General features: G+C 65.4%; 23 protein-coding genes and 1 riboswitch. Of the genes, 6 read left to right on the forward strand and 17 right to left on the reverse strand.

Annotated elements, in window-relative coordinates:
- Nucleotides 1-188: 188 nt before the first annotated feature.
- Nucleotides 189-1,226, reverse strand: a complete 1,038-nt coding sequence (metX, locus tag VGM71_RS15335) for a homoserine O-succinyltransferase MetX (protein ID WP_331546703.1) — start codon at nucleotides 1,224-1,226, stop codon at nucleotides 189-191.
- Between the two features lie 91 nt (nucleotides 1,227-1,317).
- A riboswitch (SAM riboswitch) is annotated at nucleotides 1,318-1,430 on the reverse strand.
- Between the two features lie 283 nt (nucleotides 1,431-1,713).
- Between metX and VGM71_RS15340 the strand changes: the two genes are divergently transcribed.
- Complete coding sequence (locus tag VGM71_RS15340) at nucleotides 1,714-3,315, forward strand: peptide chain release factor 3 (RefSeq protein ID WP_331546705.1); 1,602 nt, start codon at nucleotides 1,714-1,716, stop codon at nucleotides 3,313-3,315.
- Between the two features lies 1 nt (nucleotide 3,316).
- Here the strand turns inward: VGM71_RS15340 and VGM71_RS15345 are convergent, their stop codons facing one another.
- On the reverse strand, nucleotides 3,317-4,975 hold the full coding sequence (locus tag VGM71_RS15345; protein WP_331546707.1) for an FAD-dependent oxidoreductase: 1,659 nt from the start codon (nucleotides 4,973-4,975) through the stop codon (nucleotides 3,317-3,319).
- A 130-nt stretch (nucleotides 4,976-5,105) separates the two neighbouring features.
- On the opposite strand from VGM71_RS15345, the gene VGM71_RS15350 reads away from it, so the two are divergent.
- On the forward strand, nucleotides 5,106-6,011 hold the full coding sequence (locus VGM71_RS15350) for a type II CAAX endopeptidase family protein (protein WP_331546709.1): 906 nt from the start codon (nucleotides 5,106-5,108) through the stop codon (nucleotides 6,009-6,011).
- A 100-nt stretch (nucleotides 6,012-6,111) separates the two neighbouring features.
- Nucleotides 6,112-6,609 carry a CHASE3 domain-containing protein gene (locus VGM71_RS15355; RefSeq protein WP_331546711.1) on the forward strand — a complete coding sequence of 166 codons (498 nt, stop codon included), beginning with the start codon at nucleotides 6,112-6,114 and terminating at the stop codon, nucleotides 6,607-6,609.
- 629 nt (nucleotides 6,610-7,238) lie between these two features.
- Here VGM71_RS15355 and VGM71_RS15360 read toward each other — a convergent pair.
- Nucleotides 7,239-8,126 (reverse strand): LysR family transcriptional regulator, encoded by an 888-nt coding sequence (locus tag VGM71_RS15360; protein ID WP_331546713.1) that lies wholly within the window; start codon nucleotides 8,124-8,126, stop codon nucleotides 7,239-7,241.
- 90 nt (nucleotides 8,127-8,216) lie between these two features.
- Between VGM71_RS15360 and VGM71_RS15365 the strand changes: the two genes are divergently transcribed.
- A complete protein-coding gene (locus VGM71_RS15365) occupies nucleotides 8,217-9,227 on the forward strand; it encodes a YeiH family protein (protein ID WP_331546715.1) in 1,011 nt (336 codons plus the stop codon).
- 11 nt (nucleotides 9,228-9,238) lie between these two features.
- Here the strand turns inward: VGM71_RS15365 and VGM71_RS15370 are convergent, their stop codons facing one another.
- The 13 genes from VGM71_RS15370 to VGM71_RS15430 form a co-directional block, all read right to left on the reverse strand.
- Complete coding sequence (locus VGM71_RS15370) at nucleotides 9,239-10,018, reverse strand: CPBP family intramembrane glutamic endopeptidase (RefSeq protein WP_331546717.1); 780 nt, start codon at nucleotides 10,016-10,018, stop codon at nucleotides 9,239-9,241.
- A gap of 86 nt (nucleotides 10,019-10,104) precedes the next feature.
- Complete coding sequence (locus VGM71_RS15375; protein ID WP_331546719.1) at nucleotides 10,105-10,419, reverse strand: non-heme iron oxygenase ferredoxin subunit; 315 nt, start codon at nucleotides 10,417-10,419, stop codon at nucleotides 10,105-10,107.
- 43 nt (nucleotides 10,420-10,462) lie between these two features.
- Nucleotides 10,463-11,710 (reverse strand): cysteine desulfurase, encoded by a 1,248-nt coding sequence (locus VGM71_RS15380; RefSeq protein WP_331546721.1) that lies wholly within the window; start codon nucleotides 11,708-11,710, stop codon nucleotides 10,463-10,465.
- Nucleotides 11,711-11,728: 18 nt separating this feature from the next.
- Complete coding sequence (sufD, locus tag VGM71_RS15385; RefSeq protein WP_331546723.1) at nucleotides 11,729-13,048, reverse strand: Fe-S cluster assembly protein SufD; 1,320 nt, start codon at nucleotides 13,046-13,048, stop codon at nucleotides 11,729-11,731.
- Nucleotides 13,045-13,830 (reverse strand): Fe-S cluster assembly ATPase SufC, encoded by a 786-nt coding sequence (gene sufC, locus VGM71_RS15390; RefSeq protein ID WP_331546777.1) that lies wholly within the window; start codon nucleotides 13,828-13,830, stop codon nucleotides 13,045-13,047. Before sufC ends, sufD begins: the two co-directional genes overlap by 4 nt.
- Before the next feature lie 18 nt (nucleotides 13,831-13,848).
- Nucleotides 13,849-14,259 carry an ACT domain-containing protein gene (locus VGM71_RS15395; RefSeq protein WP_331546725.1) on the reverse strand — a complete coding sequence of 137 codons (411 nt, stop codon included), beginning with the start codon at nucleotides 14,257-14,259 and terminating at the stop codon, nucleotides 13,849-13,851.
- Nucleotides 14,259-15,719: a Fe-S cluster assembly protein SufB gene (sufB, locus tag VGM71_RS15400; protein WP_331546779.1), complete on the reverse strand. Its 1,461-nt coding sequence runs from the start codon at nucleotides 15,717-15,719 to the stop codon at nucleotides 14,259-14,261. Before sufB ends, VGM71_RS15395 begins: the two co-directional genes overlap by 1 nt.
- A 14-nt stretch (nucleotides 15,720-15,733) precedes the next feature.
- Nucleotides 15,734-16,168 carry an SUF system Fe-S cluster assembly regulator gene (locus VGM71_RS15405; protein ID WP_331546727.1) on the reverse strand — a complete coding sequence of 145 codons (435 nt, stop codon included), beginning with the start codon at nucleotides 16,166-16,168 and terminating at the stop codon, nucleotides 15,734-15,736.
- A gap of 94 nt (nucleotides 16,169-16,262) precedes the next feature.
- Entirely contained in the window at nucleotides 16,263-16,670 is a 408-nt protein-coding gene (locus VGM71_RS15410; protein ID WP_331546729.1) for a hypothetical protein, read from the reverse strand.
- Nucleotides 16,613-17,338, reverse strand: coding sequence for a hypothetical protein (locus VGM71_RS15415; protein WP_331546731.1), 726 nt, complete (start codon nucleotides 17,336-17,338; stop codon nucleotides 16,613-16,615). Before VGM71_RS15415 ends, VGM71_RS15410 begins: the two co-directional genes overlap by 58 nt.
- Before the next feature lie 173 nt (nucleotides 17,339-17,511).
- Nucleotides 17,512-17,985: a RidA family protein gene (locus tag VGM71_RS15420; protein ID WP_414675148.1), complete on the reverse strand. Its 474-nt coding sequence runs from the start codon at nucleotides 17,983-17,985 to the stop codon at nucleotides 17,512-17,514.
- A gap of 16 nt (nucleotides 17,986-18,001) precedes the next feature.
- Nucleotides 18,002-18,409, reverse strand: a complete 408-nt coding sequence (locus tag VGM71_RS15425) for a cytochrome c (RefSeq protein WP_331546735.1) — start codon at nucleotides 18,407-18,409, stop codon at nucleotides 18,002-18,004.
- Nucleotides 18,406-20,007, reverse strand: a complete 1,602-nt coding sequence (locus VGM71_RS15430) for a flavin monoamine oxidase family protein (protein ID WP_414675147.1) — start codon at nucleotides 20,005-20,007, stop codon at nucleotides 18,406-18,408. The genes VGM71_RS15425 and VGM71_RS15430 overlap by 4 nt, the downstream gene beginning before the upstream one ends.
- A gap of 145 nt (nucleotides 20,008-20,152) precedes the next feature.
- Between VGM71_RS15430 and VGM71_RS15435 the strand changes: the two genes are divergently transcribed.
- Together VGM71_RS15435 and murU are read left to right on the forward strand one after the other, a co-directional pair.
- Nucleotides 20,153-21,166, forward strand: coding sequence for an aminoglycoside phosphotransferase family protein (locus VGM71_RS15435; RefSeq protein ID WP_331546739.1), 1,014 nt, complete (start codon nucleotides 20,153-20,155; stop codon nucleotides 21,164-21,166).
- Nucleotides 21,163-21,843, forward strand: a complete 681-nt coding sequence (gene murU, locus VGM71_RS15440; RefSeq protein WP_331546741.1) for an N-acetylmuramate alpha-1-phosphate uridylyltransferase MurU — start codon at nucleotides 21,163-21,165, stop codon at nucleotides 21,841-21,843. The genes VGM71_RS15435 and murU overlap by 4 nt, the downstream gene beginning before the upstream one ends.
- A 12-nt stretch (nucleotides 21,844-21,855) precedes the next feature.
- Here murU and VGM71_RS15445 read toward each other — a convergent pair whose 3' ends face one another.
- On the reverse strand, nucleotides 21,856-22,083 hold the full coding sequence (locus VGM71_RS15445) for a hypothetical protein (protein WP_331546743.1): 228 nt from the start codon (nucleotides 22,081-22,083) through the stop codon (nucleotides 21,856-21,858).
- Between the last annotated feature and the right edge of the window lie 44 nt (nucleotides 22,084-22,127).

Below are 22,127 nucleotides of genomic sequence, written 5' to 3' on the forward strand. Positions count from 1 at the left end.
CGGACCGAAGAGCTGCGGACAGACAGGCTCGGCCCTCACGAAAGATATCTAGAGATAGGGTGACCTCAGGAAGGGCCGCCAAGGCGCCCGCGTCGCTTGGCAAGGGAACGACCCTTCCCGGCGCGACGCAGCCACCTTGGCGGCCCTTCCTGAGGTCATGGCGTTGTCGATAATTCATCAGAGTGTCCCTAACGGTCTCCGCAACAGTCGTTGAGTGCCTGACGCAGCACGGGAGCGAGCTGCACGGTTTCTTTGAGGAAGGCGTCGTGCCCATAGGGCGAATCCAGCACTTCGAGGGTGGCCGTGCCGCCAAGGCGGCGCTGCAGTTCGCACAGGTCGGCCAGCGGCACGAGGCGGTCGGATGGGAATCCCACCAGCGTGGTCGGCGCCGAGATCTGCTCTGGCGCCACGTCGTGCAGGTCGATCGATTCGGACAGGGCGAGGAAACGCTCCGGATCGAAACGTTCGACGAATCGGCGGCCGGCGTGCTCGAGGTAGTCCTCCACGGGGAAATGGAAGCGGCCGTCGCGCAGTTCCGGGCCAGCGGCGAAGCGGCGGGAGAACTCCTCGCTGCCGCGATACGTGGTCATCGCCAGTTGCCGTGCGAGCGCCAGGGCTTCGCCGGTACGGCCCGATGCGAGCCCCAGCCGGACGATACCGCGCTGGACCGAGCGCTGCGCCGTGGATAGGGGGTGCGGGCGGTGGGCGCCGGCGAGCAGCACCAGTGCCTTGAGCTTCCCCGGGTGCCCGGCGGCGAAGGCGAGGCCGACCATGGCGCCATAGGACGAACCAATGAAGGCTTGCACGCGGCCGATGCCCAGCTCGTCCACCAGCGAGGCCAGTGCCGTTGCCTGGTCTTCGCTGGATACCGAGACCACGCCACCGATGTCCTCCGGAACCAGCCAGTCGATGGACAGCACGCGGCAGGTGGAAAGATCGATGGCCGCGCCTTCGGCCACGAGCGCCTCCCACCAGCCCGTGGCCCGTTCACGGCCGGCGCAGACATCGCGGTCGGCAGAGATGCCGCCCTGCACGATCACCGTCGGCGCATCGGGCGCGCCGCACCAGAGGTAACGGACGTCCACCTCGACGGCGTCGCTGCCGTACTTCGGCGTGAACGAGACACGGCGAGTGCCGCGCTGCTCGGTGAGGTCGGACACGCGGCGAGGCGAGGCGGGGGCGGCCGCTTGGGGAAGAGAGATCACGGTGGCGGGCTCTGCTGGCATGTCCGGGTTCCTGCTGCGGGATCGAGCCCCTGCGGATACCGTGTCGGACTGCCCGCGCCACGGGTACGCCAATGCGTGCCCCGAACGGACATTCCCATCTATCGGCTGGCGCGAAACACGCCCCGCAGGAGTTGGCACCGTCGCGGAAATCCGCAGGTTGCCCCGGCTTCAAAGGGCCTGTCCCTCAGCCGGTCTCGATGAGTGGACTCGACGATAGCCGCGGTTGGTTGTCATGTCAACAGACGTTTAGACGTCCAGATGGCCATTCCTTTCTTGCGATACATCGCCTGTAGGAGCGCGCCTTGCGCGTTTATGCCCGCGTCGGGTACGACATGTTCTGAGGCCTGACCTGGAGCTTGCGCGTGAATTTGCGACCCGAGGCGAAAGGCTGTCGCGCGCAGGGCGCGCTCCTGCGTCGACGGGCCTCCGCTTGACAATCAAGTTCCTGTTAGAATAGGGAGTTAGCCAGGATCAGCGACCCCCAACGATGTCCGCACATTTCACCGAAACCCGCCGCCGGCGAAGCTTCGCCATCGTCAGCCACCCCGACGCGGGCAAGACCACCCTGACCGAGAAGCTCCTCCTGTTCGGCGGAGCCATCCAGATGGCCGGCTCCGTGAAGAGCCGCAAGGCCGCGCGCCATGCCACGTCGGACTGGATGGCGCTGGAAAAGGAGCGTGGCATCTCGGTCACGTCCTCGGTGATGCAGTTCCCGTACAACGAGGCCATCGTCAACCTGCTCGATACCCCAGGCCACGCGGACTTCTCCGAAGACACCTACCGCGTACTGACCGCGGTGGACTCCGCGCTGATGGTCATCGACTGCGCGAAGGGCGTCGAGGAGCGCACCATCAAGCTGATGGAGGTCTGCCGCCTGCGCGACACGCCGATCATGACTTTCATCAACAAGCTCGACCGCGAAGGCCGTGCGCCGATCGAACTGCTCGACGAGGTCGAGTCCGTGCTCGGCATCGCCTGTGCGCCGGTCACCTGGCCTATCGGCATGGGATCGCGCCTGAAGGGCGTGTATCACGTGCTGCTGGATGAAGTACACGTATTCGAGCCCGGCAAGAACTTCACCCGACAGGACTCCACCATCTTCAAGGGCCTGGATCATCCCGAACTCGCCGCGCGCATTGGCCAGGCGGCGCTCGACGAGCTGCGCGACGAACTGGAGCTCGTGCTGGGCGCATCCAACCCGTTCGACGAGGAGTCGTACCTTGCGGGCAAGCAGACCCCGGTGTTCTTCGGCTCCGCGGTGAACAACTTCGGCGTGCAGCTGCTTCTGGACTTCTTCGTGGAACATGCGCCGTCACCGCGTTCGCGCAACACGCTCAGCCGGGAAGTGAAGCCCGAGGAAGAGAAACTCACGGGCTTCGTCTTCAAGATCCAGGCGAACATGGATCCCGCCCACCGCGACCGCGTCGCCTTCATGCGCGTGTGCTCCGGCACGTATACCGCGGGCATGAAGATGCAGCAGACGCGCACCGGCAAGGAAGTACGCATCGCCAACGCCCTCACCTTCATGGCGTCCGATCGCGAGATCGTGGAACGTGCGTATCCCGGCGACGTCATTGGCCTTCACAACCACGGCACCATCACCATCGGCGACACGTTCACCGAGGGGGAGCCGCTCTCCTTCACCGGCATTCCCAACTTCGCACCCGAGCTCTTCCGGCGTGCGCGCCTGCGCGATCCGATGAAGATGAAGGCACTGCAGAAAGGTCTTGCACAGCTGTCCGAAGAAGGCGCCACGCAGTTCTTCCGCCCCCTGATGTCGAACGACCTGATCCTCGGCGCGGTCGGCGTGCTGCAGTTCGACGTGGTCGCCTATCGCCTGAAGGACGAATACAACGTGGATTCCACATTCGAGCAGGTAGGCGTCGCCACCGCGCGCTGGATCCACTGCGACGATGCGAAGAAGCTCGAGGAATTCCGCGAAAAGAACGCGGGGAACCTCGCGATCGACGCGGCGGGCGAGCTGGTGTACCTCGCACCGACGCGCGTGAACCTGCAGCTGGCCCAGGAACGCTGGCCGATGGTGAGGTTCTCGGCCACGCGCGAGCACGCGGCCTCCGTCGATGTCTGATCTACATCGATGACGGGTTGAGGAACCGGTGGATGGCCTGCACCACCACCGAGCCCTCGCCCACGCCCGATGCCACGCGTTTGATCGACCCCGAGCGCACGTCGCCCACCGCGAACACGCCGCGCAGCGTCGTGGCGTAAGGCGACGGCGTCGCGTAACCGTCCGCATCGCGACCGGTGAGCACGAAGCCCTTGCGGTCGAGGTCGAGGCACCCGTCCAGCCACGCCGTGTTCGGCTCGGCGCCGATCATCACGAACAGGCTGCCCGCCTTCATCCGTTTCTGCACGCCATCAGCGCACTTCCAACCGACCTCGCGCAGGTACACGTCGCCGTCGAGATGGTCGACCTGGCAGCGTGTATGCAGGGTGATGCGCGGCGATTGCGCGATGCGTTGCACGAGGTAGTCCGACATCGTCGATGCCAACCCCTCGCCGCGGACCAGGATATGCACGTGCGCCGCGGTGCGCGCGAGGAACACCGCCGCTTGCCCGGCGCTGTTGCCGCCACCGACCACGATGACTTCCTCGCCGGCGCATAGCGTGGCTTCCATCGCCGTCGCGGCGTAATGGATGCCCTGGCCTTCGAAGCGCTCGTAGTCCACGAGGTCCAGCTTCCGGTAACGGGCACCTGTCGCGACCACCACCGCGCGTGCGCTCACCGAGGTGCCATCGTCCAGCAGCAGCCGGTACGGATGCTTCGTGCAGTCCATACCCTGCACGGATCGTGCGATCGCCATATGCGCGCCGAACTTCATCGCCTGCACCTGCGCGCGTCCGGCCAGTGCCTGTCCTGAAATCCCGGTGGGAAAACCGAGGTAGTTCTCGATCTTCGAACTGGTGCCAGCCTGCCCGCCCGGAGCGAGCGCTTCGAGCACCAGGGTGTCCAGGCCCTCGGATGCCGCGTACACGGCGGCGGCGAGCCCCGCCGGTCCCGCGCCGATCACCGCCACGTCGTGCACGTGCTCGCTGTCGAGAAGAATGGTGATGCCCAGCTCGTCCGCCAGCTGGACGGTGCTGGGGCAGCGCAGCACGCGCCGGTCGGGCAAGACCACCACGGGGCATTCCGACGGATGCAGCCCCAGGCAGTCGAGGAGGTGCATGGCATCCTCGTCCACGTCGGTATCGAGCAGCCGGTACGGATAGCCGTTACGGATGAGGAAGCTGCGCAGGCGGACGGTGTCGGCGGCATGCGCCGACCCGGCCAGCGTCACGCCGCCCTGCCCGCCCTGGATCAGGGCCACGCGGCGCAGGATGAAGGCGCGCATGATGATCTCGCCGATGTCCGGTTCCCCGGAAACCAGTTTACGGAAACCGACCGGATCGACGCGGATGAGCCGGGACTCCGATCCCGTACGCCCGTTCACCATGACCTGCCTCTCGCTGAACAGCTCCACCTCGCCCGTGAATTGGGCCGGACCATGCACGACGAAGACATTCGGCTGGCCCTCCTTGTCCAGGTCATAGATCTCGATGCAGCCGTCGATCACGAAAAAGTAATCGATCCTGCGGTCACCCTGGCGGAACAGCACGGTGCCGGCCGGTACCACTTCCTCCACGCCGTATTTCACGAGGCGCGCCGCCATTTCCTCATTGAGGAGCGGGAAGGTTTGCTCGCGGCGGTTCAGCGGACTGGACGGGTCGTTGTCAGGTGGGATGGCCATCGGTCGATCCAGGGATCCAGGTAGGTATGGCGGCGGCGCGACCTTAGTGGAAGCGGCACGTCGCGGTCTTGTATCGGAACACCATCATGCCTGCGTAGACTGCGACTGCAAGCCCACCTGTGAGACCTTCATGTCCGCCGAACCGACAGTCGCGACGCCGACACCCCTGCCTCTGCGCCTGCTGCGTTCGCCCCTTGGGCGCATCGTCGCCTTCTTCGTCATGATGACCGCCCTCGTTTTCGTCGCACGGCTGGTCTACTCGGGCCTCGGCCTTCCCAAGGGCAGTCTCCCGTTCGACAAGGTCTCGCCGCTGATCGAAACGTTCCGGCTCGCACCCGTGGTGCTCGCCTACTGGCTGCTGGCCCGCGTCGTCGAGCGCCGGCGCATCGACGAACTTGCCCCGCGCAAGGCCGTGCCCCACGTAGTGCTGGGCATCGCCGGGGGCGCCCTCGTGTTTTCCCTCGTCGTGGGCGCCCTGTGGGCGCTAGGGGCCTATGTGGTCGATGGCGTTAACCATGACGTGCACTGGCTGGGCCCGATCCTGGTGATGGGCGTGGGCGCCGGCGTGGGCGAGGAAATCGTCAGCCGGGGCGTGATCTTCCGTATCGTGGAAGACGGCCTGGGCACATGGGCGGCATTGCTGCTCTCGGCCGCGTTGTTCGGCGGCCTGCACATCTGGAACCCCCATGCCACGACGTGGAGCGCCCTGGCCATCGCGCTAGAGGCAGGCCTGCTGTTCGGCCTGCTCTACCACGTGACCCGTTCCCTCTGGGTCTGCATGGGCGCGCACGCCGCGTGGAACGTGGCGCAAGGGCCCTTCTACGGCATTCCCGTGTCGGGTTTCGAGCAGCGCGGCTTTCTGGTGGCGCACATGCAGGGCCCGAACTGGCTCACCGGTGGCGCTTTCGGTGCCGAAGCCTCGGTCGTCGCGTTGGGGCTTTGCTCCATGGTGACCGCCCTCTGCCTTGCCATCGCCCTGCGCCGCGGCAGCCTGCTCGCGCCTTCCTGGCGCCGGAAACGGCCCGCCATCGCGTGACAGGATTCGCATAACGCGGTGCGCGCCATGGAAGGGCGCGCCTGTTGGGTGTACCAACGAATACACACGGCCAGCCACTGTCGATTCCAGCGATCCACGCATGCAAACTCCCCAGAAACGGAATACCTGGCTGGCCGACCAGCCCCTGCAGCGCAAGATCGTCCTTGCCATCGGGGCGCTGCTCTTCCTCTTCGTGGCCACGAACCTGGGCAACCTGATCTCGATCGGCCGCGAACAGGACAGCCGCGACTGGGCCTCGCATACCTACGACGTGCTGCTGACCCTGGCGGACGTGAGCGACGCCGCTCACGTCCGCCAGGCGGCGGCACGCGGCTACATCGTCGCCCGGAAAGACGACGAATACGCGGACTTCGAAACCGCGGACGGCGATCTCTCGGCCCATCTCGCGAACCTGCGCGGCCTCATGACGGACAACCCCCTGCAGGAGTCACGCCTGGATCGTCTGCAGGCACTCCTGGAGCGCTGGAAGACGGAAGCCGAGACGATGGGACTGGCGCCCATGCCTCATCGCCGTTGCTGGCAGCGTTGCTCTTTATCAAGCATCCAACTGGTGGGAGCGCGCGTTTGCGACTCGTAGGTCATCGGAGCTCAGTCCAGATGGATGCATTCGCGTCGAGACATACGAGCCGTTCTGGGTGCTTCCGTCAATGTTCCACAGAGTTCCGCATCCCGATCCTACGATTCGCAACCGCCTCGGAAAAGGGGTGGGACGTTCCGACATTCCGGCGCGCGTACGAGGTGAGCACCGGAAAGTTTCTGGGCGAAACCATCGTCTTCGATCCGCCACAGACGTTCAACGGCACTTACTGGGGGGATGCCAAATCGCCAGGGCGGCGCGTCATCGAATCGGGCGGACTTCCGCTACTGGATTCTGATCGTTGCGCAGACGAAGCGACGCTGACCAGGCTAGATGAGTTCTATCAACGGGAATGGGAAGCTAATTGGGTATTACGGGATGGTGTCTGGGAGCAACGCAGGCCGGCCGAGGACTCACTGAATGTGACACGGTAGGATGAGGCGGATCTCAGGACTGAATCAGTTGCGCACCAACATGGACGGTGTAGGTCAACGTGACCACTGCCGGATCGATAAGGCGTACACCGATGCCCAGCGATCTTGCGCTTCGCTCCGCCGCCTACATCTCCAGCCAACGCAGGCGCCAGCGCGACCTGGGGTTCATCACTTCGCGTTCGGCTGGCGCGTGCGTCAGGCCAGGTGAGTCAAGTCACCGAGGAATGCTTCCAGTACCGCTCCCCGGTAGCGCTGGCGATGCAGCAATACCGACAGCGTTCGCCGTAGATCGAGGAACGGTGTCGGCAGTATCGCAAGGCGCCCTATCTTTACCGCGTCGCCCACCGCTACCTCGGGCAGGCACGCGATACCGAGGCCGGCGATGACCGCCTGCTTGATCGATTCCGACTGGTCCAGCTCGAGCACGGTGGTGCCTTCCGGCAATTCCGCCAATGCGCGTTCGCTCAAGGCACGCGTGGCGGAGCCGCGTTCGCGCAGCACCCAGCGCTGTCCCGCGAAGTCGTCGCGACGAAGTCGCTTCTTCGCCGCCAGCGGGTGATCCGGTCGGGCACAGACCACCAGGCGATCGTCGCGCCAGGGCCGCACTTCCAGAGCCGGATGCGTAACCGGGCCTTCGACGCAACCCACGTCGAAATCGTGATCGAGCACGCCTTGCGCGATACGCGCGGTATTCGCGACACCCAGCCGTAGCGATACGCCGGGATGAGCCGCGGCGAACGGACCGAGCAGATCGCCGACAAGGTAGTTGCCGACCGTGTTGCTGGCCCCCACGCCGATCTCTCCCGACAACCCTGTCACAGCCCCTTCCGCCATGCGCGCGAATTCGGCATGCCGCTCGATCAGTTCGCGCGCGAGCGGAAGCAGTTCACGGCCGCGGTCGTTGAGGTGCAGACGGCCGCGCTCGCGGGAAAACACCGGCGAACCGATCAGCCGTTCCAGCTCGGCCAGCGCCATGCTGGCGGCGGGCTGGCTCATGAAGAGGCGCTCGCTGGCCGCGCGTACGCTGCCGGTGGTGGCAACGGCGACGAAAACCTCGAGCTGGCGCGGGCTGATGGATTGCATAAAGATTCTTTATAGGACGCATAAGCTATTTTCAATATGCTTATATCCTGCCCACAGGGACAATATGTGAAGCCTCCAGGGAACAAGCCCGTGTCCACCGTTGCCGCAACCGCCCTACCTTCCCGCCTGCCAGGCGTTCTCCTGGCTTTCGCCGTTGCCGCCGTCGCGTTCCTCCTCGGCCGTCTCATGCCGCTCGTGGGCGGTGCCGTGTGGGGCATCGTGCTCGGGATCGTCGTTCGCCAGTTCGCGCCGCCTGGCGCCAGATTCCTGCCGGGCATCCGCTTCGCTTCGAAGCAGGTGTTGCAGTGGTCGATCATCGCCCTCGGGTTCGGGCTCAGCATCACCCAGGTGGCGCATACCGGACTGGAATCGCTCTCGGTGACGCTTGCCACCGTGGCCGCCGCCGGCCTCGCGGCATGGATCCTCGGCCGCGTCCTGCGCGTGCACGACACGCTGAAACTGCTGATCGGCGTCGGCACCGCCATCTGCGGCGGCTCGGCCATCGCGGCCATCGTGCCGATCGTGAAGCCGGACGAACACGAGACCGCCTTCGCGATCTCCACGATCTTCCTGTTCAACCTCGTCGCCGTGCTGCTGTTCCCCGCCCTGGGCCACTGGCTCGGCCTGTCCGACCTCGGCTTCGGCCTCTGGGCGGGCACGGCGATCAACGACACCTCGTCGGTGGTCGCGGCCGGTTACAGCTACAGCCACGCCGCCGGCGACTACGCCACCATCGTGAAGCTCACCCGCGCCACCCTGATCATTCCCATCAGCCTGACCATCGCGTTGATCGTGGCCTGGCGCCAGAAGCGCGGCGGCGCGTCGGACTTCAGCCTCGCGAAGATCTTTCCCTGGTTCATCGTGTGGTTCCTGGTCGCCTCGGTGATCCGCACGACGGGTATCGTTCCTGCGCCCGCGCTACCGGTGATCCACTTCATCGCGGAGTGCCTGATCATCGTGGCGCTCACCGCCATCGGTCTGTCCGCCGACCTGCGTCGCATGGCCTCGACGGGACCCCGGCCAATCCTTCTCGGCCTGGGTGTCTGGGCGGCCGTGGCGCTGACCAGCCTGCTGGTGCAGCACCTGATCGGACGCTGGTAAACCCCGTCGTTTCAGGCCGGGCCGGGGCTCAGTCCCTCCCGCTCGAATTGCAGCGGAACGGCGAACAGGAGACCAAGTACCACGAGGTGTGCGCCGGCGGAGAGCAGCGACGACCACGCGGGCGACACCACCTGGTAGGGAAGGATATCGCCGATCAGCACGTTGGCCAGGTTCCAGCCCCAGTGCAGGCCCACGGCCAGCCATAGCGAGCCGGTGCGGACCACGGCCGTGGCATAGGCCAGGCCGAAGCAGAACAGCATCGCCCACTCCACCGGGCCAGCGCCTGGCCGGTAGATATGATTCAACGCATAGAGCGCGCTGCTCGACAGCACGAACACCCAGGGCGCCCAGCGCACGCGCAGCGCGCGATAGAGGAAACCACGGGTGACGATGTCCTCGGCGATCGACGGCACGAAGGTGGCGACCAGCGCCCAGGGAATGGACGAGAGGAACGATACCGACGCCATGGACGGCACCGCGGGCGCACGAGCCACGTAGACATTGAACGCCATGCCGATGCAAACGGCGACGTACTTGACCAGCAACGCCAGGACCAGGCCACCCGCCAATAACACCGGGGTGGCCCGCTGCCATTCCAACGCGTAGGCGTCGTAGCCGCGGAAGCCCAGCCAACGGCCCAACGGCCAGGCGGCGGCGACCATCGCCAGCATGAAGATGGCCTGGACAGTCACGTAGTCGAGCAGGCGGGCGCCGATACCCTCCGCGCCCTGGTACAGGAGGAACAGGAGCACGAAGGCGAGCGCGGCACGCCAACGGTGGTCCCTGAGCATGGATGTCCCGGTCGGTAGGCAGACGCCAGGGAAGCTTAGGCCCGACGGGCGTCCGGCGCTATAACGTTTCCGTTCGCGCTTACGGTTCAGCGGTCGTCGCGCGTCCAGATGAAGCCGTCTTCTTCCCTCACCGGGAAAGTGGCCACCGGCTCGTAGGCTGGCGGGCAGGTGACCTCGCCCGAGCGCAGGTCGAACCGTGCGCCGTGACGTACGCACTCCACCTCGAAGCCCTGCACTGGACCTCCGGCCAGCTCGCCGCCGTCGTGCGTGCAGACATCCTCGATGGCGTAGAGGTCGCCATCGATGTTGTAGACGGCGATGGCTGTGTCACCGTCCCAGGCCACCCGAAATTCCCCCGGCAGGAGTTCGCCGCGCGTACCGACCTTCACCCACCCGTTCATGCGCTCAACTCCTTCACCTGGTATTCGAACTGCGCCAGCCGCCTCACAGGAGCAGCTTGCGTACCTTCGCGATCGCCTCGATGAAACCGTCCACCTCGGCCTTCGTGTTGTAGAAGGCCAGCGAGGCTCGCAGGGTCGCCGGCACGCCGAAGAAGTGCATCAGCGGGTGGGCGCAATGGTGGCCCGAGCGGACCGCGACACCCTGGAGGTCCAGCAGGGTCGCCATATCGTTCGCGTGCGCGCCTTCGACAAGGAAGGAGATGACCGGCTCGCGCTCTTTCGCGCGGCCGAAGATGCGCATGCCCGGCACGCTCTCAAGCGCGTCGATGGCGTACGCCAGCAGGTCCTGCTCGCAGGCGTGGAGGCGGTCGAAGCCGATGCCTTCGATGTAATCGATGGCGGCGGGAATACCCGCGAAACCAGCAATATTAGGCGTGCCCGCCTCGAAGCGGTGCGGCGGATCGGCGAACACCGTACCTTCGAAGCGCACTTCGCGGATCATTTCGCCCCCGCCGAAGAACGGCGGCATCGCCATCAGGTGTTCCCGTTTCGCCCAGAGGGCGCCAGTGCCGGTCGGGCCGAGCATCTTGTGCCCGGTGATCGCGTAGAAGTCGCAGCCCAGGGCCTGCACATCGACGGGCCGGTGCGGCGCGGCTTGCGAGCCGTCCACCAGCAGCGGGATGCCGCGCCGGCGGCACTCGCGCGCGATCTCGCGCACCGGGTTCACCGTGCCGAGCACGTTGGATACGTGGGTGACGCAGGCCAGCTTCACCTCGGGGGTGAGCATCTCGAAGTATTTTTCGAGGATCAGTTCGCCATGGGCGTCGATGGGAGCGGCCTTGACCGTGGCCCCGGTGCGCTCTGCAACGAGCTGCCACGGCACGATGTTGGCGTGGTGTTCCATCACCGTGGTGAGGATGGCGTCGCCGGCCTTCAGCTTCGGCAGCGCGTAGCTGTACGCCACAAGGTTGATCGACTGCGTGGTGCCCGAGGTAAGAACGACCTCATCACGCGACGGCGCATTGATAAAGCGCGCGATGGCGTCACGGGCGCCTTCATAGGCCGAAGTCGCTTCTTCACCGAGCAGGTGCACGGCGCGCGCCACATTGGCGTTGTGCTCGCGGTAGTGGCGATCCACCGCTTCGATGACGGACACCGGCTTCTGCCCGGTATTGGCGTTGTCGAAGTAGATCAGCGGCTTGCCGTGGACCGTGCGCGACAACAGGGGAAAGTCGGCGCGGATGCGTTCGACATCCAGCGGCGGCACGGCTGGCGCGGGCTTGGCGTTCATGGCTTGGCTCCGGATGCGTTATTCGGCGGGCTCGGTCGGCAGATGCGCAACCAGCAGCTCGCCAAGGTGTTCGCGCAAGGCGCCGTTCGGCAGCGATTCGAGCGCGGCCCGGCAAAAGGCCAGGGTCAGCAGGCTGCGCGCATCGGCCAGCGGTATGCCGCGCGAGCGCAGGTAGAACAGCGAGCGCTCGTCGAGTTGCCCGACGGTGGCGCCATGCGCAGCCTTGACCTCGTCGGCATAGATTTCGAGTTCGGGTTTGGTATCGATCTCAGCCATGCCCGACAGCAGCAGGTTCTTGTTGCTGAGCGTGGCGTCGGCACCGTCGGCGCCTTCGGCGACGACGATGGCGCCGCGGAAAACGCCGCGAGAACGGCCATCGGCAATGCCGCGCCACAAGGCGTCGGAGACCGTGTCGCGGGCCTTGTGCCGAATCTCCAGTTGAGTGTCGGCATGCTGCCGGCCGGCAAGCGCGAAGACACCACGGGAGTCGAAGCGCGCGCCATCGCCTTCGAGGTCTGCGTGCAGTTCATGACGGACCAGGGCACCGCCCAGCTCCAGGGCGTGGAGCGTGGCTGCGGCGCCGGCATCGATACGGATGTGACCGCGCCGGACCAGCGTCGTGGCCGCGGAAGCGTCCTGCAGGACGACGAGACCGAGGCGGCCACCCTCGCGCAGCACGACGTCGGAAACGACCGTGCCCAGCTGGGCGGCGTCACCCGCGGAAACGAAATGCTCGACGATGTCCGCGGTAGCGCCCTTGCCTACTTCGATCACCAGGCGCACATGCCACGCGGTATCCGCCTGGCTGCCGCTGGACACGTGCACGACATGCAGCGGACGGCTTGCGATCGTGCCATCGGCCACGCGCAGGACGAAGCCATCGGCGGCCAACGCCGCGTTGAGGTGCATGAAGGCATCGGCAGCGCCCCGGCGATAGCGATTGGCCAGGGCGAAACGAAGTGGTTCGGGGTGGGCGATCAGCGCGGCGGACAGCGGCGCCAGCTCGATCCCGTCCTCGTCCAGCGAAGACAGATCCGCGCGATACGCGCCGTCGACGAATACGATGCGCGCGCCATCCACGCCGGGCAGCGCATATAACGCCGGATCGACGGCGACCGCCAAGGCCAACGCGCGGTCGGCCAACGCGAACGCGCGCTGCGACAGCGCGCGCAACGGCGTGTACTTCCAGGCCTCGTTACGGCCTTCCGGAAGACCGGCATCGGCAAACGCTTCGAGATTCTCGCGACGAGCAGCGTCAAGCCACGCGATGCCGCTGGCCGGCAGTGCCTCGGCGGCATCCACTGCCGCCCGCACGAACGGGGACGGCGCGTTGCTCATGCCGGCGCTCCGGCGAGATCGGCCTTGCGCAATTCCGGATGCGTCTCGGCGAGCCACGCGTAGCCCTGCTCTTCCAGCTTGATGGCGAGTTCCTTGTCGCCACTTTCGACGATGCGGCCTCCGGCCAGCACGTGGACGAAGTCCGGCTCGATATAATCGAGCAGGCGCTGGTAATGAGTGACGATGACGAAGGATCGCTCCGGCGAGCGCAGCGCATTCACACCCCCGGCGACCTGCTTCAGCGCATCGATGTCGAGGCCCGAATCGGTTTCGTCCAGGATCGCCAGCTTCGGCTCGAGCACGGCCATCTGGAAGATCTCGTTGCGCTTCTTCTCGCCGCCGGAAAAACCTTCGTTCACGGCCCGATGCAGCAGCTCGTCGGAGACCTGCATCACCTTCAGCTTCTCGCGCACCAGCTTGAGGAAGCGCATGGAGTCCAGCTCTTCCTCGCCACGGAACTTCCGCTGCGCGTTGAGCGCCGCGCGCAGGAAGTAGGTGTTGTTCACGCCAGGTATTTCGACCGGATACTGGAAGGCGAGGAAAACACCGGCCGCGGCGCGCTCTTCCGGATCCAGCGCAAGCAGGTCGCGGCCGGCGAAATCCACGGCGCCCTGGGTGACTTCATAGCCGTCGCGGCCTGCGAGCACGTTACCCAGCGTGGACTTGCCGGCACCGTTGGGACCCATGATGGCGTGCACTTCGCCCGGCTTCACCGTAAGCGAAAGGCCTTTGAGGATCTCCTTGCCTTCGACGCGGGCGTGGAGGTTATCGATCTTGAGCATGTGCATGAGGCGATCCAATCAGGGCGTGAGGTGCGAGAGCGCATCGAGCGCATCGTCGCGGCGTTCCCAGGGCACGAAGATATGGTCGTGCAGGAACGCGGATACGGGGTTGCAAGGAATATCGCGCCTGGCAAGCGCGGCGGAGACGGCGGCCATCATGCCGACGGCGGTAAGACTGGACTGCACGCGCAGCGTGACGCGCGCCCATAGCAGGCGCTCATTGCCGGCGCTGTCGGCTGCGTCCACGTCGACGATGAGCGTGGTGCCCTCGGCCTCGCGAAACATCATCAGCGCATCGGCCATGCGCTCACGCGCTTTCTCGTGCGACACGTGCAGGAAGCGCTTCGGGACCGGGTCGATGTCCGGGTCCAGCGCGGCAAGCAGCACGCGCAGGTCGGTGAGACCGGGGGCGGAACCGATGATGCCCATCAGCCCACCGCGCCTTCAAGGGAAACCTCGAGCAGCTTCTTCGCCTCGACGGCGAATTCCATCGGCAGCTCGCGGAACACCTGTTTACAGAAACCGTCCACGATCATCGACACCGCGTCCTCCTCGCCGATGCCGCGCGAGAGGCAGTAGAACAGCTGGTCGTCGGAGATCTTCGAAGTGGTGGCCTCGTGCTCCACGATGGCGCTCGGATTCTTCACTTCCATGTAGGGGAAAGTGTGCGCGCCACACTTCTTGCCGATCAGCAGGGAGTCGCACTGCGTGTAGTTGCGCGCGCCCTCGGCGCCCTTCTCGATCTTCACCAGGCCGCGATAACTGTTGGAGCTACGGCCGGCGCTGATGCCCTTGGACACGATCTTGGACTTCGTACCCTTGCCGATGTGGATCATCTTGGTGCCGGTATCGGCCTGCTGGCGGTGGTGCGTGAGCGCCACCGAGTAGAATTCGCCCACTGAACGGTCGCCGCGCAGCACGCAGCTGGGATACTTCCAGGTGATGGCCGAGCCGGTTTCCACCTGGGTCCAGGAGATCTTGGAATCCGCGCCACGGCAGTCGCCGCGCTTGGTGACGAAGTTGTAGATGCCGCCGACACCGTTCTCGTCGCCGGGATACCAGTTCTGCACCGTGGAGTACTTGATCTGCGCGCGTTCGAGCGTGACCAGTTCCACCACGGCCGCGTGCAGCTGGTTCTCGTCGCGCATCGGGGCCGTGCAGCCTTCGAGGTACGACACGTAGGCATCGTCCTCGGCCACGATCAGCGTGCGCTCGAACTGTCCCGTGTTCATCGCATTGATGCGGAAGTAGGTGGACAGTTCCATCGGGCAGCGCACGCCCTTGGGGATGAACACGAAGCTGCCGTCGGAGAACACCGCGGAGTTCAGCGCGGCGAAATAGTTGTCGCCCGTCGGCACCACGCTGCCCAGGTACTGGCGCACGAGGTCGCCATGGTCGCGGATGGCCTCGGACATGGAGCAGAAAATCACGCCGGCCTCGGCCAGTTCCTTGCGGAACGTGGTGCCCACGGAGACCGAATCGAACACCGCGTCCACGGCCACACCGGCGAGGCGCGCGCGCTCGTGCAGCGGCACGCCCAGCTTCTCGTAGGTTTCCAGCAGCTTCGGATCCACCTCGTCCAGCGACTTCGGGCCGGCCTTCGGCGCCGAGTAGTAGCTCACGGCCTGGTAGTCGATCGGCGCGATGTCCAGCTTCGCCCAATCCGGCTCAGGCATAGTGAGCCAGTGCCGGTAGGCGGCGAGTCGCCATTCGGTCATCCATTCCGGTTCGCCCTTGATCGCCGACAGCTGGCGAACGGTGTCCTCGTTCAGGCCCGGCGGAAGCGTGGTGGATTCGATGTCGGTGACAAAGCCCGCCTCGTAACGACGGTTGAGGGCCGCTTCGACTTCGGCGTTGTCGCGCACCGGCGCAGCCACTTCACGTGTCATGTTCTCACTCTCGTTCATGCGTTTGCCCGTACGGCCGGCGCCGAAGGGCGCCCAGCCAGCATTTGTGCCAGCGTCATGGCGCGCAGCACGCCGTCGATCGTTCCCGAGACGGAGCGCCAGCTGCCACTGACCCCGCAGGTGGATTGTCGCTCGCAGTGGCCCTCGGCCAGGCTGCATTCGGTCAGGCCGATCGGACCCTCCATCGCCTCCACGATCTCGGCAAGGCTGATCGCCTCCGCCGGCCGCGCCAGGCGGTAACCGCCGTTGACCCCCCGGAAGGACTCCACCAGGCCCGCATGGCCGAGCAGCTTCAGCAGCTTCGACACGGTCGGAAGCTCCAGGCGTGCCTCTTCCGCGATCTGGGCAGTGCTCAGAACATCGACAGGATGAGCGGCGATGCAGGTCATCACCACCGTCGCGTAGTCGGTCAGTCGGCTGACACGGAGCATAGGGGGAAGGGGATCGTCAATACCGGACCAAAATGGTACTGATTTCCCGCTCTGAACGCAATGTTCTGTGCCGTGAGGCACGACGATGCACCAATCAGGTGCAACTCCCGCGACTACAACCTCCTTGACAGGTTGCAGCCGTGTCCCTGGCGCGATCCGCGCTACTGCCTGTCCAGGAGCTCCATCCGGTGGAGTTCCGGAAGATCCAGCGGCGGCGGCTGACTGAACCGGGGAAATGTGCTTCGTCCAACGCGACGTCGTAGGCGAAGTTGTCGATCGCGGACGCAACGTCGCGCCCTTCAGTCCAGACCACATACTGGTCGAACGAGTCCTTGCCAGCGTAACCCTCGCCATTCCAGGCATGGAGAACCGTATTGCTCGCACTCAACGAACCGCTGCCCATGGCCGCCATGCCGGGAATCATGGGATCGATGGCATGCAAGTTCAGGCCATGGCCGAAGGCTCCCTGGGCAAGCAGCTGCTCCGGCGCACGGGCATCCACGCGATAGTTCGATATATCCCTTCTTCGCCATCTCCACGCGGCTCAATGGGGCTCAATGGGTAACCGATGCGCCCATTGACCGTCTGTGGCAACTTGAAACCGTCGGTGCCTCCCCCTGGCTCCGCCGTGCCCACCCCGCCGAAGGCGGCACCTAGGGGAACGTTGGTCACGGCCGCCATGACGCCGTCCCCGAGGCCGCTGCGCCTTGCGTCCGCCGTGCGTCCGTGGATGGCCTGTTCGATGCCCGTGCCCAATCCGGCCAGCGCCGAACCCGCCTGTACCGGGATGGCCAGCGGACGAACGAAGCCCACGGGTGCCAGCAAACTCACGATGCGGCGCGTAGCGACGCGATAGGCGTCCCAGACCGTGCGGACCTCCATCCGGGCATCGCTGCGCCATCGGCGCTCAGTCTGTTCTCGCATGTCCTCGAAAACATCGCCAGTGATCACCGCGTCGGCGTGGTCGATTGAACCGCGGTCCGCGTTCCATTTGCCGTCGCGCAGGTTTTCCAGGCCCCGTTTGACACCCTTGGCGAACGCGCGGCGCGCCTGTCGCACGAACTGGTAGCGTGCCGTCACGGGCCAGGACGAGCGGGTTCGTTTCCAGTAAGCGTCCAGCTCTTTGTCGAGTTCCTCGACGAAGGGAAGATTCGAGCCGATACGCACCATTTCAAACGTCGCGACCCCATCGAGTGACCTCCGTGTGCGAAAGCGCCAAGTCTATGGCGGCGCCCTCGCACCGAAGACCAGCGTGTCCTGAACTGGTTGTCGTACAGTTCGCATGCGAGCGTCATCCGCCGCCCATAGGCCCCTGCACTGAACGCGCAACTGGTGACCGTCGCTCAGGGACGAACCGCGGTCACCTCGATCTCCACCAGAAAGCCAGGTGCCGCCAGCGCCGCGACCTGCAAGGCCGAACGCGATGGCAGGTTCGGCTGCGCCTTCGTGCCGAAGAACTGCATGTAGCCTGCCATGAAACCGGAGAAGTCCATCTTGCCGCCCTTGGTGGGATCACCGACGAGAAAGGCCTGCATCTTCACGACGTCGCCCATCGACAACCCCATGCCCTTGAGTTGCTTTTCGATCGACGTGAGTACGCCGACGGTTTGCGTCTTCGTGTCGCCATAGGCCTGCGCGCTTCCCTTCGGCGCATGGGTGTCCGCCACAGGCGGAACCACCCCGCTCAGGAACACCAGCGTCTTCCCTGCCGGTATCTCCACGGCCGCCGCAATCGGGAAATCGCTGTTCGGGATCTTGTGTCGCACGACGTCGGCGGCAATGGCGGGCGTGGCGGCGGCGAGCAGCGAAGCGAGGATGGCGTGCTTGAACATGTCAATGCTTCTCCGGTGGCGTGGCGACGGGCCGGAACGTTTTCACATCGTCCGGCTTCAGCGAATCAATATACGTATTGCCGAAATGCGTCCTGACGTAGTTGACCACGTCTGCCACCTGAGCATCCGTGAGCGTCGGGCCGAAGGCTGGCATGTTGCCGCGGCCGTTCATCACCATGGCGGCCGGATAGGCCGCGGAAGCGAGCTTGCCGTCGCCCGCCAGCGCCGGGTAGCGCCCCGCGCCGGCCGCACCCCTCGCGTCTGGCATGTGGCAACCCTGGCAGATGTGCGTATAGATCTGCTCGCCGGTGAGGCGCGCGACATCCTCCCGCGGCGTGATGTCGATGCGCTGTGGATAGGCCGGCGCCACACACATCGCCAGGCACGACATGAGAACGATCTTCTTCATGCCGTCGCTTCCACCACGACACGGCGATGCAGCGCATCGATGGCGGAGAGCGAGGAAAGGATGGCGCCCTCCTGCCATGCCGGCAGATAGGATGCATGCTCGCCCGCCAGGACGATGCGGCCATCCATCGAGCAGATGTCCGAGTAGTGCTTCGCCCTCGCCTCTTCCGTCCATCCCGCGAAGCAACCCAGCGTGCCCGGCGAGCGATGCCACGCCACGGCCATGCCGTTCTCGAACTCGCGGGCATACTGGGGATGGATCTTGCTCCCATCCTCTACCGCCCGGCGAATGCGCCTGGCCGGATCCATCGCCGTAAACTCGTAGGCTTCGAGGAACAACGTATAAGCGCCCAGCAACACGCCCTTCTGCGTGCCGAAACCATGACTGGGATAGGAAATCATCCCGATAGGCAGGTCCGTGGCGGTAACGCCGCCATAGATCGCCTCGTCCTCTTCCCAGAAGCGGCGCCTGAACTGGAGGCCGACCTTTACCGAGCCCCAGTACGGCACCGCGCCGATGGCCGCGGCTTTCGCCTCGGAGACCTGGATCGGTATCTGGCTTAGGATCGACAGCGGAATCGTGCACACGCACCAGTCCGCCTTCGCCTGCTGCACGTGTCCGGGTTTCGCCGTGTCTTCGTAGCTCACGGTGACACCGCGCTCATCCTGCGCGATGCCCGTGACCTTCGTGTTGTAACGGATCACGTTCGGGCCGATCTCGCGCACGAAGGCCTTGCCGATCGCGTCCATGCCGCCGACCGGCTGCATGAGCGTGGTCTGGAATTCGTACATGCCGCTCATGCCCAGCGATTTCCATAGATGACTGCCGAGAACGTCGTGCAGGCTTACCGGCTGGGAGAACGCGGGCTCGCCGCCCGGCCCGGCGCCGGCGTCCTTCGCATAGCCGCGACGCGAACTGCAGGCATGGCCCGCCACGTAGCGGTAGTCCTTGTCGAGTCCGCCAAAACCGCGCAGCGCCTCCAGCAGGATGACGCCGTCTTCCTTGCTTACGAGGTCGTCGAGGCGCCCCTTGCCCGCCGCCTTCGACAGGAGTTCGGCGACCCCGCCGTTGAAGTCGGCCTGTACTTCGCGCATGCGCTGCGGCTTTCCACCCATGGCGTTCTCGCCGTGCACATAAGCGTTGTGGTTCACCTGCACGAACGGCTCCAGCGCCACGCCGAACTGCCGGCAGTAAGCCAGCAGCGCGTGGTGGTGGTAAGGGATGCTCCACGGACCGGGATTGAAATACTCGCCCTCGTCGAACCGGCACCGCTGCTTGTAGCCACCGAGCTCGGTATATTCGTCGCCACCGCGCAGTGTCCAGTTGCGTCCGCCGGCGCGGGCGTTGTATTCCAGCACCTTGACCTTGTAGCCCGCCTTGCCCAGCTCATAGGCGGCGACGAGTCCCGCCAGGCCGGCGCCGAGGATCAGGACGCTGCCGCGGCCGGAGCCCTGAAGCGGCGGCGGTTTCCGATAAGGCGATTCGGCGGCAAAACCCAGACTGGTCATCGCCTGGTACATAAGCGCGCCGCCACCGGCGAGGCCGATCATTCGCAAGAGATCGCGGCGTGTCATCGACGCCGCACCATCGCTACCCATGCCGTCTACCCCCCGATAGAACACTTTGCGCCGAGCATAGGCACATGTTGCGAAACACAACAACCTGAAGGCCGGCAGCGGGTGCCATGACAGGTTGTTGCAAAGGTTCTAAGCTCGCGAACGTCTTCGTTTTCCCCGACCAGGCATGACTTCTTCCCTAGACCGTTCCGCCGCACGCCTCGCCTGGGCCCGTCAGGTCACCGGCCAGCCCGGCCTCGCCCTGGAGCCCGCATCGGCCGATGCCAGCTTTCGCAGCTATTTGCGGGGCTACGTCGACGGCCACCCAGTGATCGTGATGGACTCGCCGCCGGACAAGGAAGACCCGGCGCCGTGGATGGAGGTCGGCGGACGGCTGGCCGCCGCGGGGCTCCACGTGCCCAAGGTGATGGTCGCGGACATGACGGAGGGCTTCCTGCTGATCGAAGACCTCGGGACACGCACCTACTTGCCCGAATTGACGAACACGACCGTCGATGCCCTGTATGGTGACGCCCTCGATGCGCTACTGCGCATGCAGGCGCATGTGGACACGAACGGCCTTCCCGCCTTCGACCATGCCTGGCAGACCATGGAGATGGAGATCATGCCGACCTGGCTGCTGCAGAAGCACCTTGGCGTGACGATCGCCTGCGAAGAGTGGGACATCATCGAGAACGCGTTCACGGCGATCATGCATGCGATCGCCGGGCAGCCGCGCGCCTTCATGCATCGCGATTACCACAGTCGCAACCTGCTGGTCACCGCGGAGCGTTCGCCCGGCATCATCGATTTCCAGGGCGCGATGTCCGGCCCGATCACCTACGACCTCGCGTCCCTGCTGCGCGACGCGTACATCGCATGGGACAACGAACGCGTGGAAGGCTGGGTGGAGGCGTATCGCCTGCGCCTGCTCGATGCGCGCCTGCTTGAGGAAAGCGTGGATACCGACCGCTTCCGGCGCTGGTTCGACCTCACCGGCCTGCAACGGCACATAAAGATCCTCGGCCTGTTCTGCCGGCTGTGTTACCGCGACGGCAAACCCGGCTACCTGAACGACCTTCCGCGCGTCTTGCGCTATGTGCTGGATACAGCGCGCAGGCATGCCGACGTCGCGCCGCTCGCCGATTACATCGAGTCGAAGATCGGCCATCGCGATATCCGCGTGGCCAACGACGCATGAGGCATGCGCTGATCCTCGCCGCAGGGCTCGGGGAACGCATGCGTCCGCTGACCACGCACACACCGAAGCCGCTGCTCGAGGTAAACGGGAAACCACTCATCGTTCATCACATCGAAAAGCTGGCCGCCGCGGACGTGCGCTACATCGTCATCAACACCTCGCATCTCGCCACGCAGTTTCCCGAGGCCCTCGGCGACGGCTCGCGCTGGGGCGTGCGCCTGCGCTATTCCTATGAAGGACCGACGCCGCTGGAAACCGGAGGCGGCATGCTTGCCGCCTTGCCGCTGCTTGGCCCGGAGCCCTTCATCGTCGTGAGTGCGGATATCTGGAGCGATGTCGATTATGCCGCGCTGCCGCGGGAACCCGACGGCGTGGCGCATCTGGTGATGGTCCCGAACCCGGAGTTCCATGTGTCGGGCGACTTCGCGCTCGCCGATGGAAAGCTTCACGAAGGGGACGGACCGACGGGTGCCGAACGGCTCACCTTCGGCAACGTGGGCGTGTATCGCCGCGAGATCGTGGCGCAGCAGGCACCCGGCCGTTTCAAACTCTTGCCTATGTACCGGCGCGCCATCGCCGAAGGCCGCCTCGCTGGCGAACGTTTCGATGGTTTCTGGCGCAACGTGGGTACACCCGCGCAACTTGACGAACTGCGGCGAATCGCTGGAGCCAGCTAACCCGGGAAGATGCTACTGGACGGTTTCGACGCCCATCTCGCGCAATCGCTCGTGGCCGAGCGCAAAGGCTTCGTTGAACGCGCTGGTGATGTCCAGGAAATCGTTGGTGCCGGTGCTGGCTTCGATCTCTTCGCCGACGTGGTCGAGGATGCGGTAGCTGGCGCGGTAGAGCTGTTCACCGGCATCGCCGTGGTGCTTCACCGCCTTGGCGACTACCCTGTACTTGTTGTGATTTTCCACTACGTCTTCCCTCCCCTGTCTCCCGGATACTGCCGGGGCAGGAT

This window comes from Luteibacter sp. (assembly GCF_036499525.1).
Lineage (GTDB): Bacteria > Pseudomonadota > Gammaproteobacteria > Xanthomonadales > Rhodanobacteraceae > Luteibacter.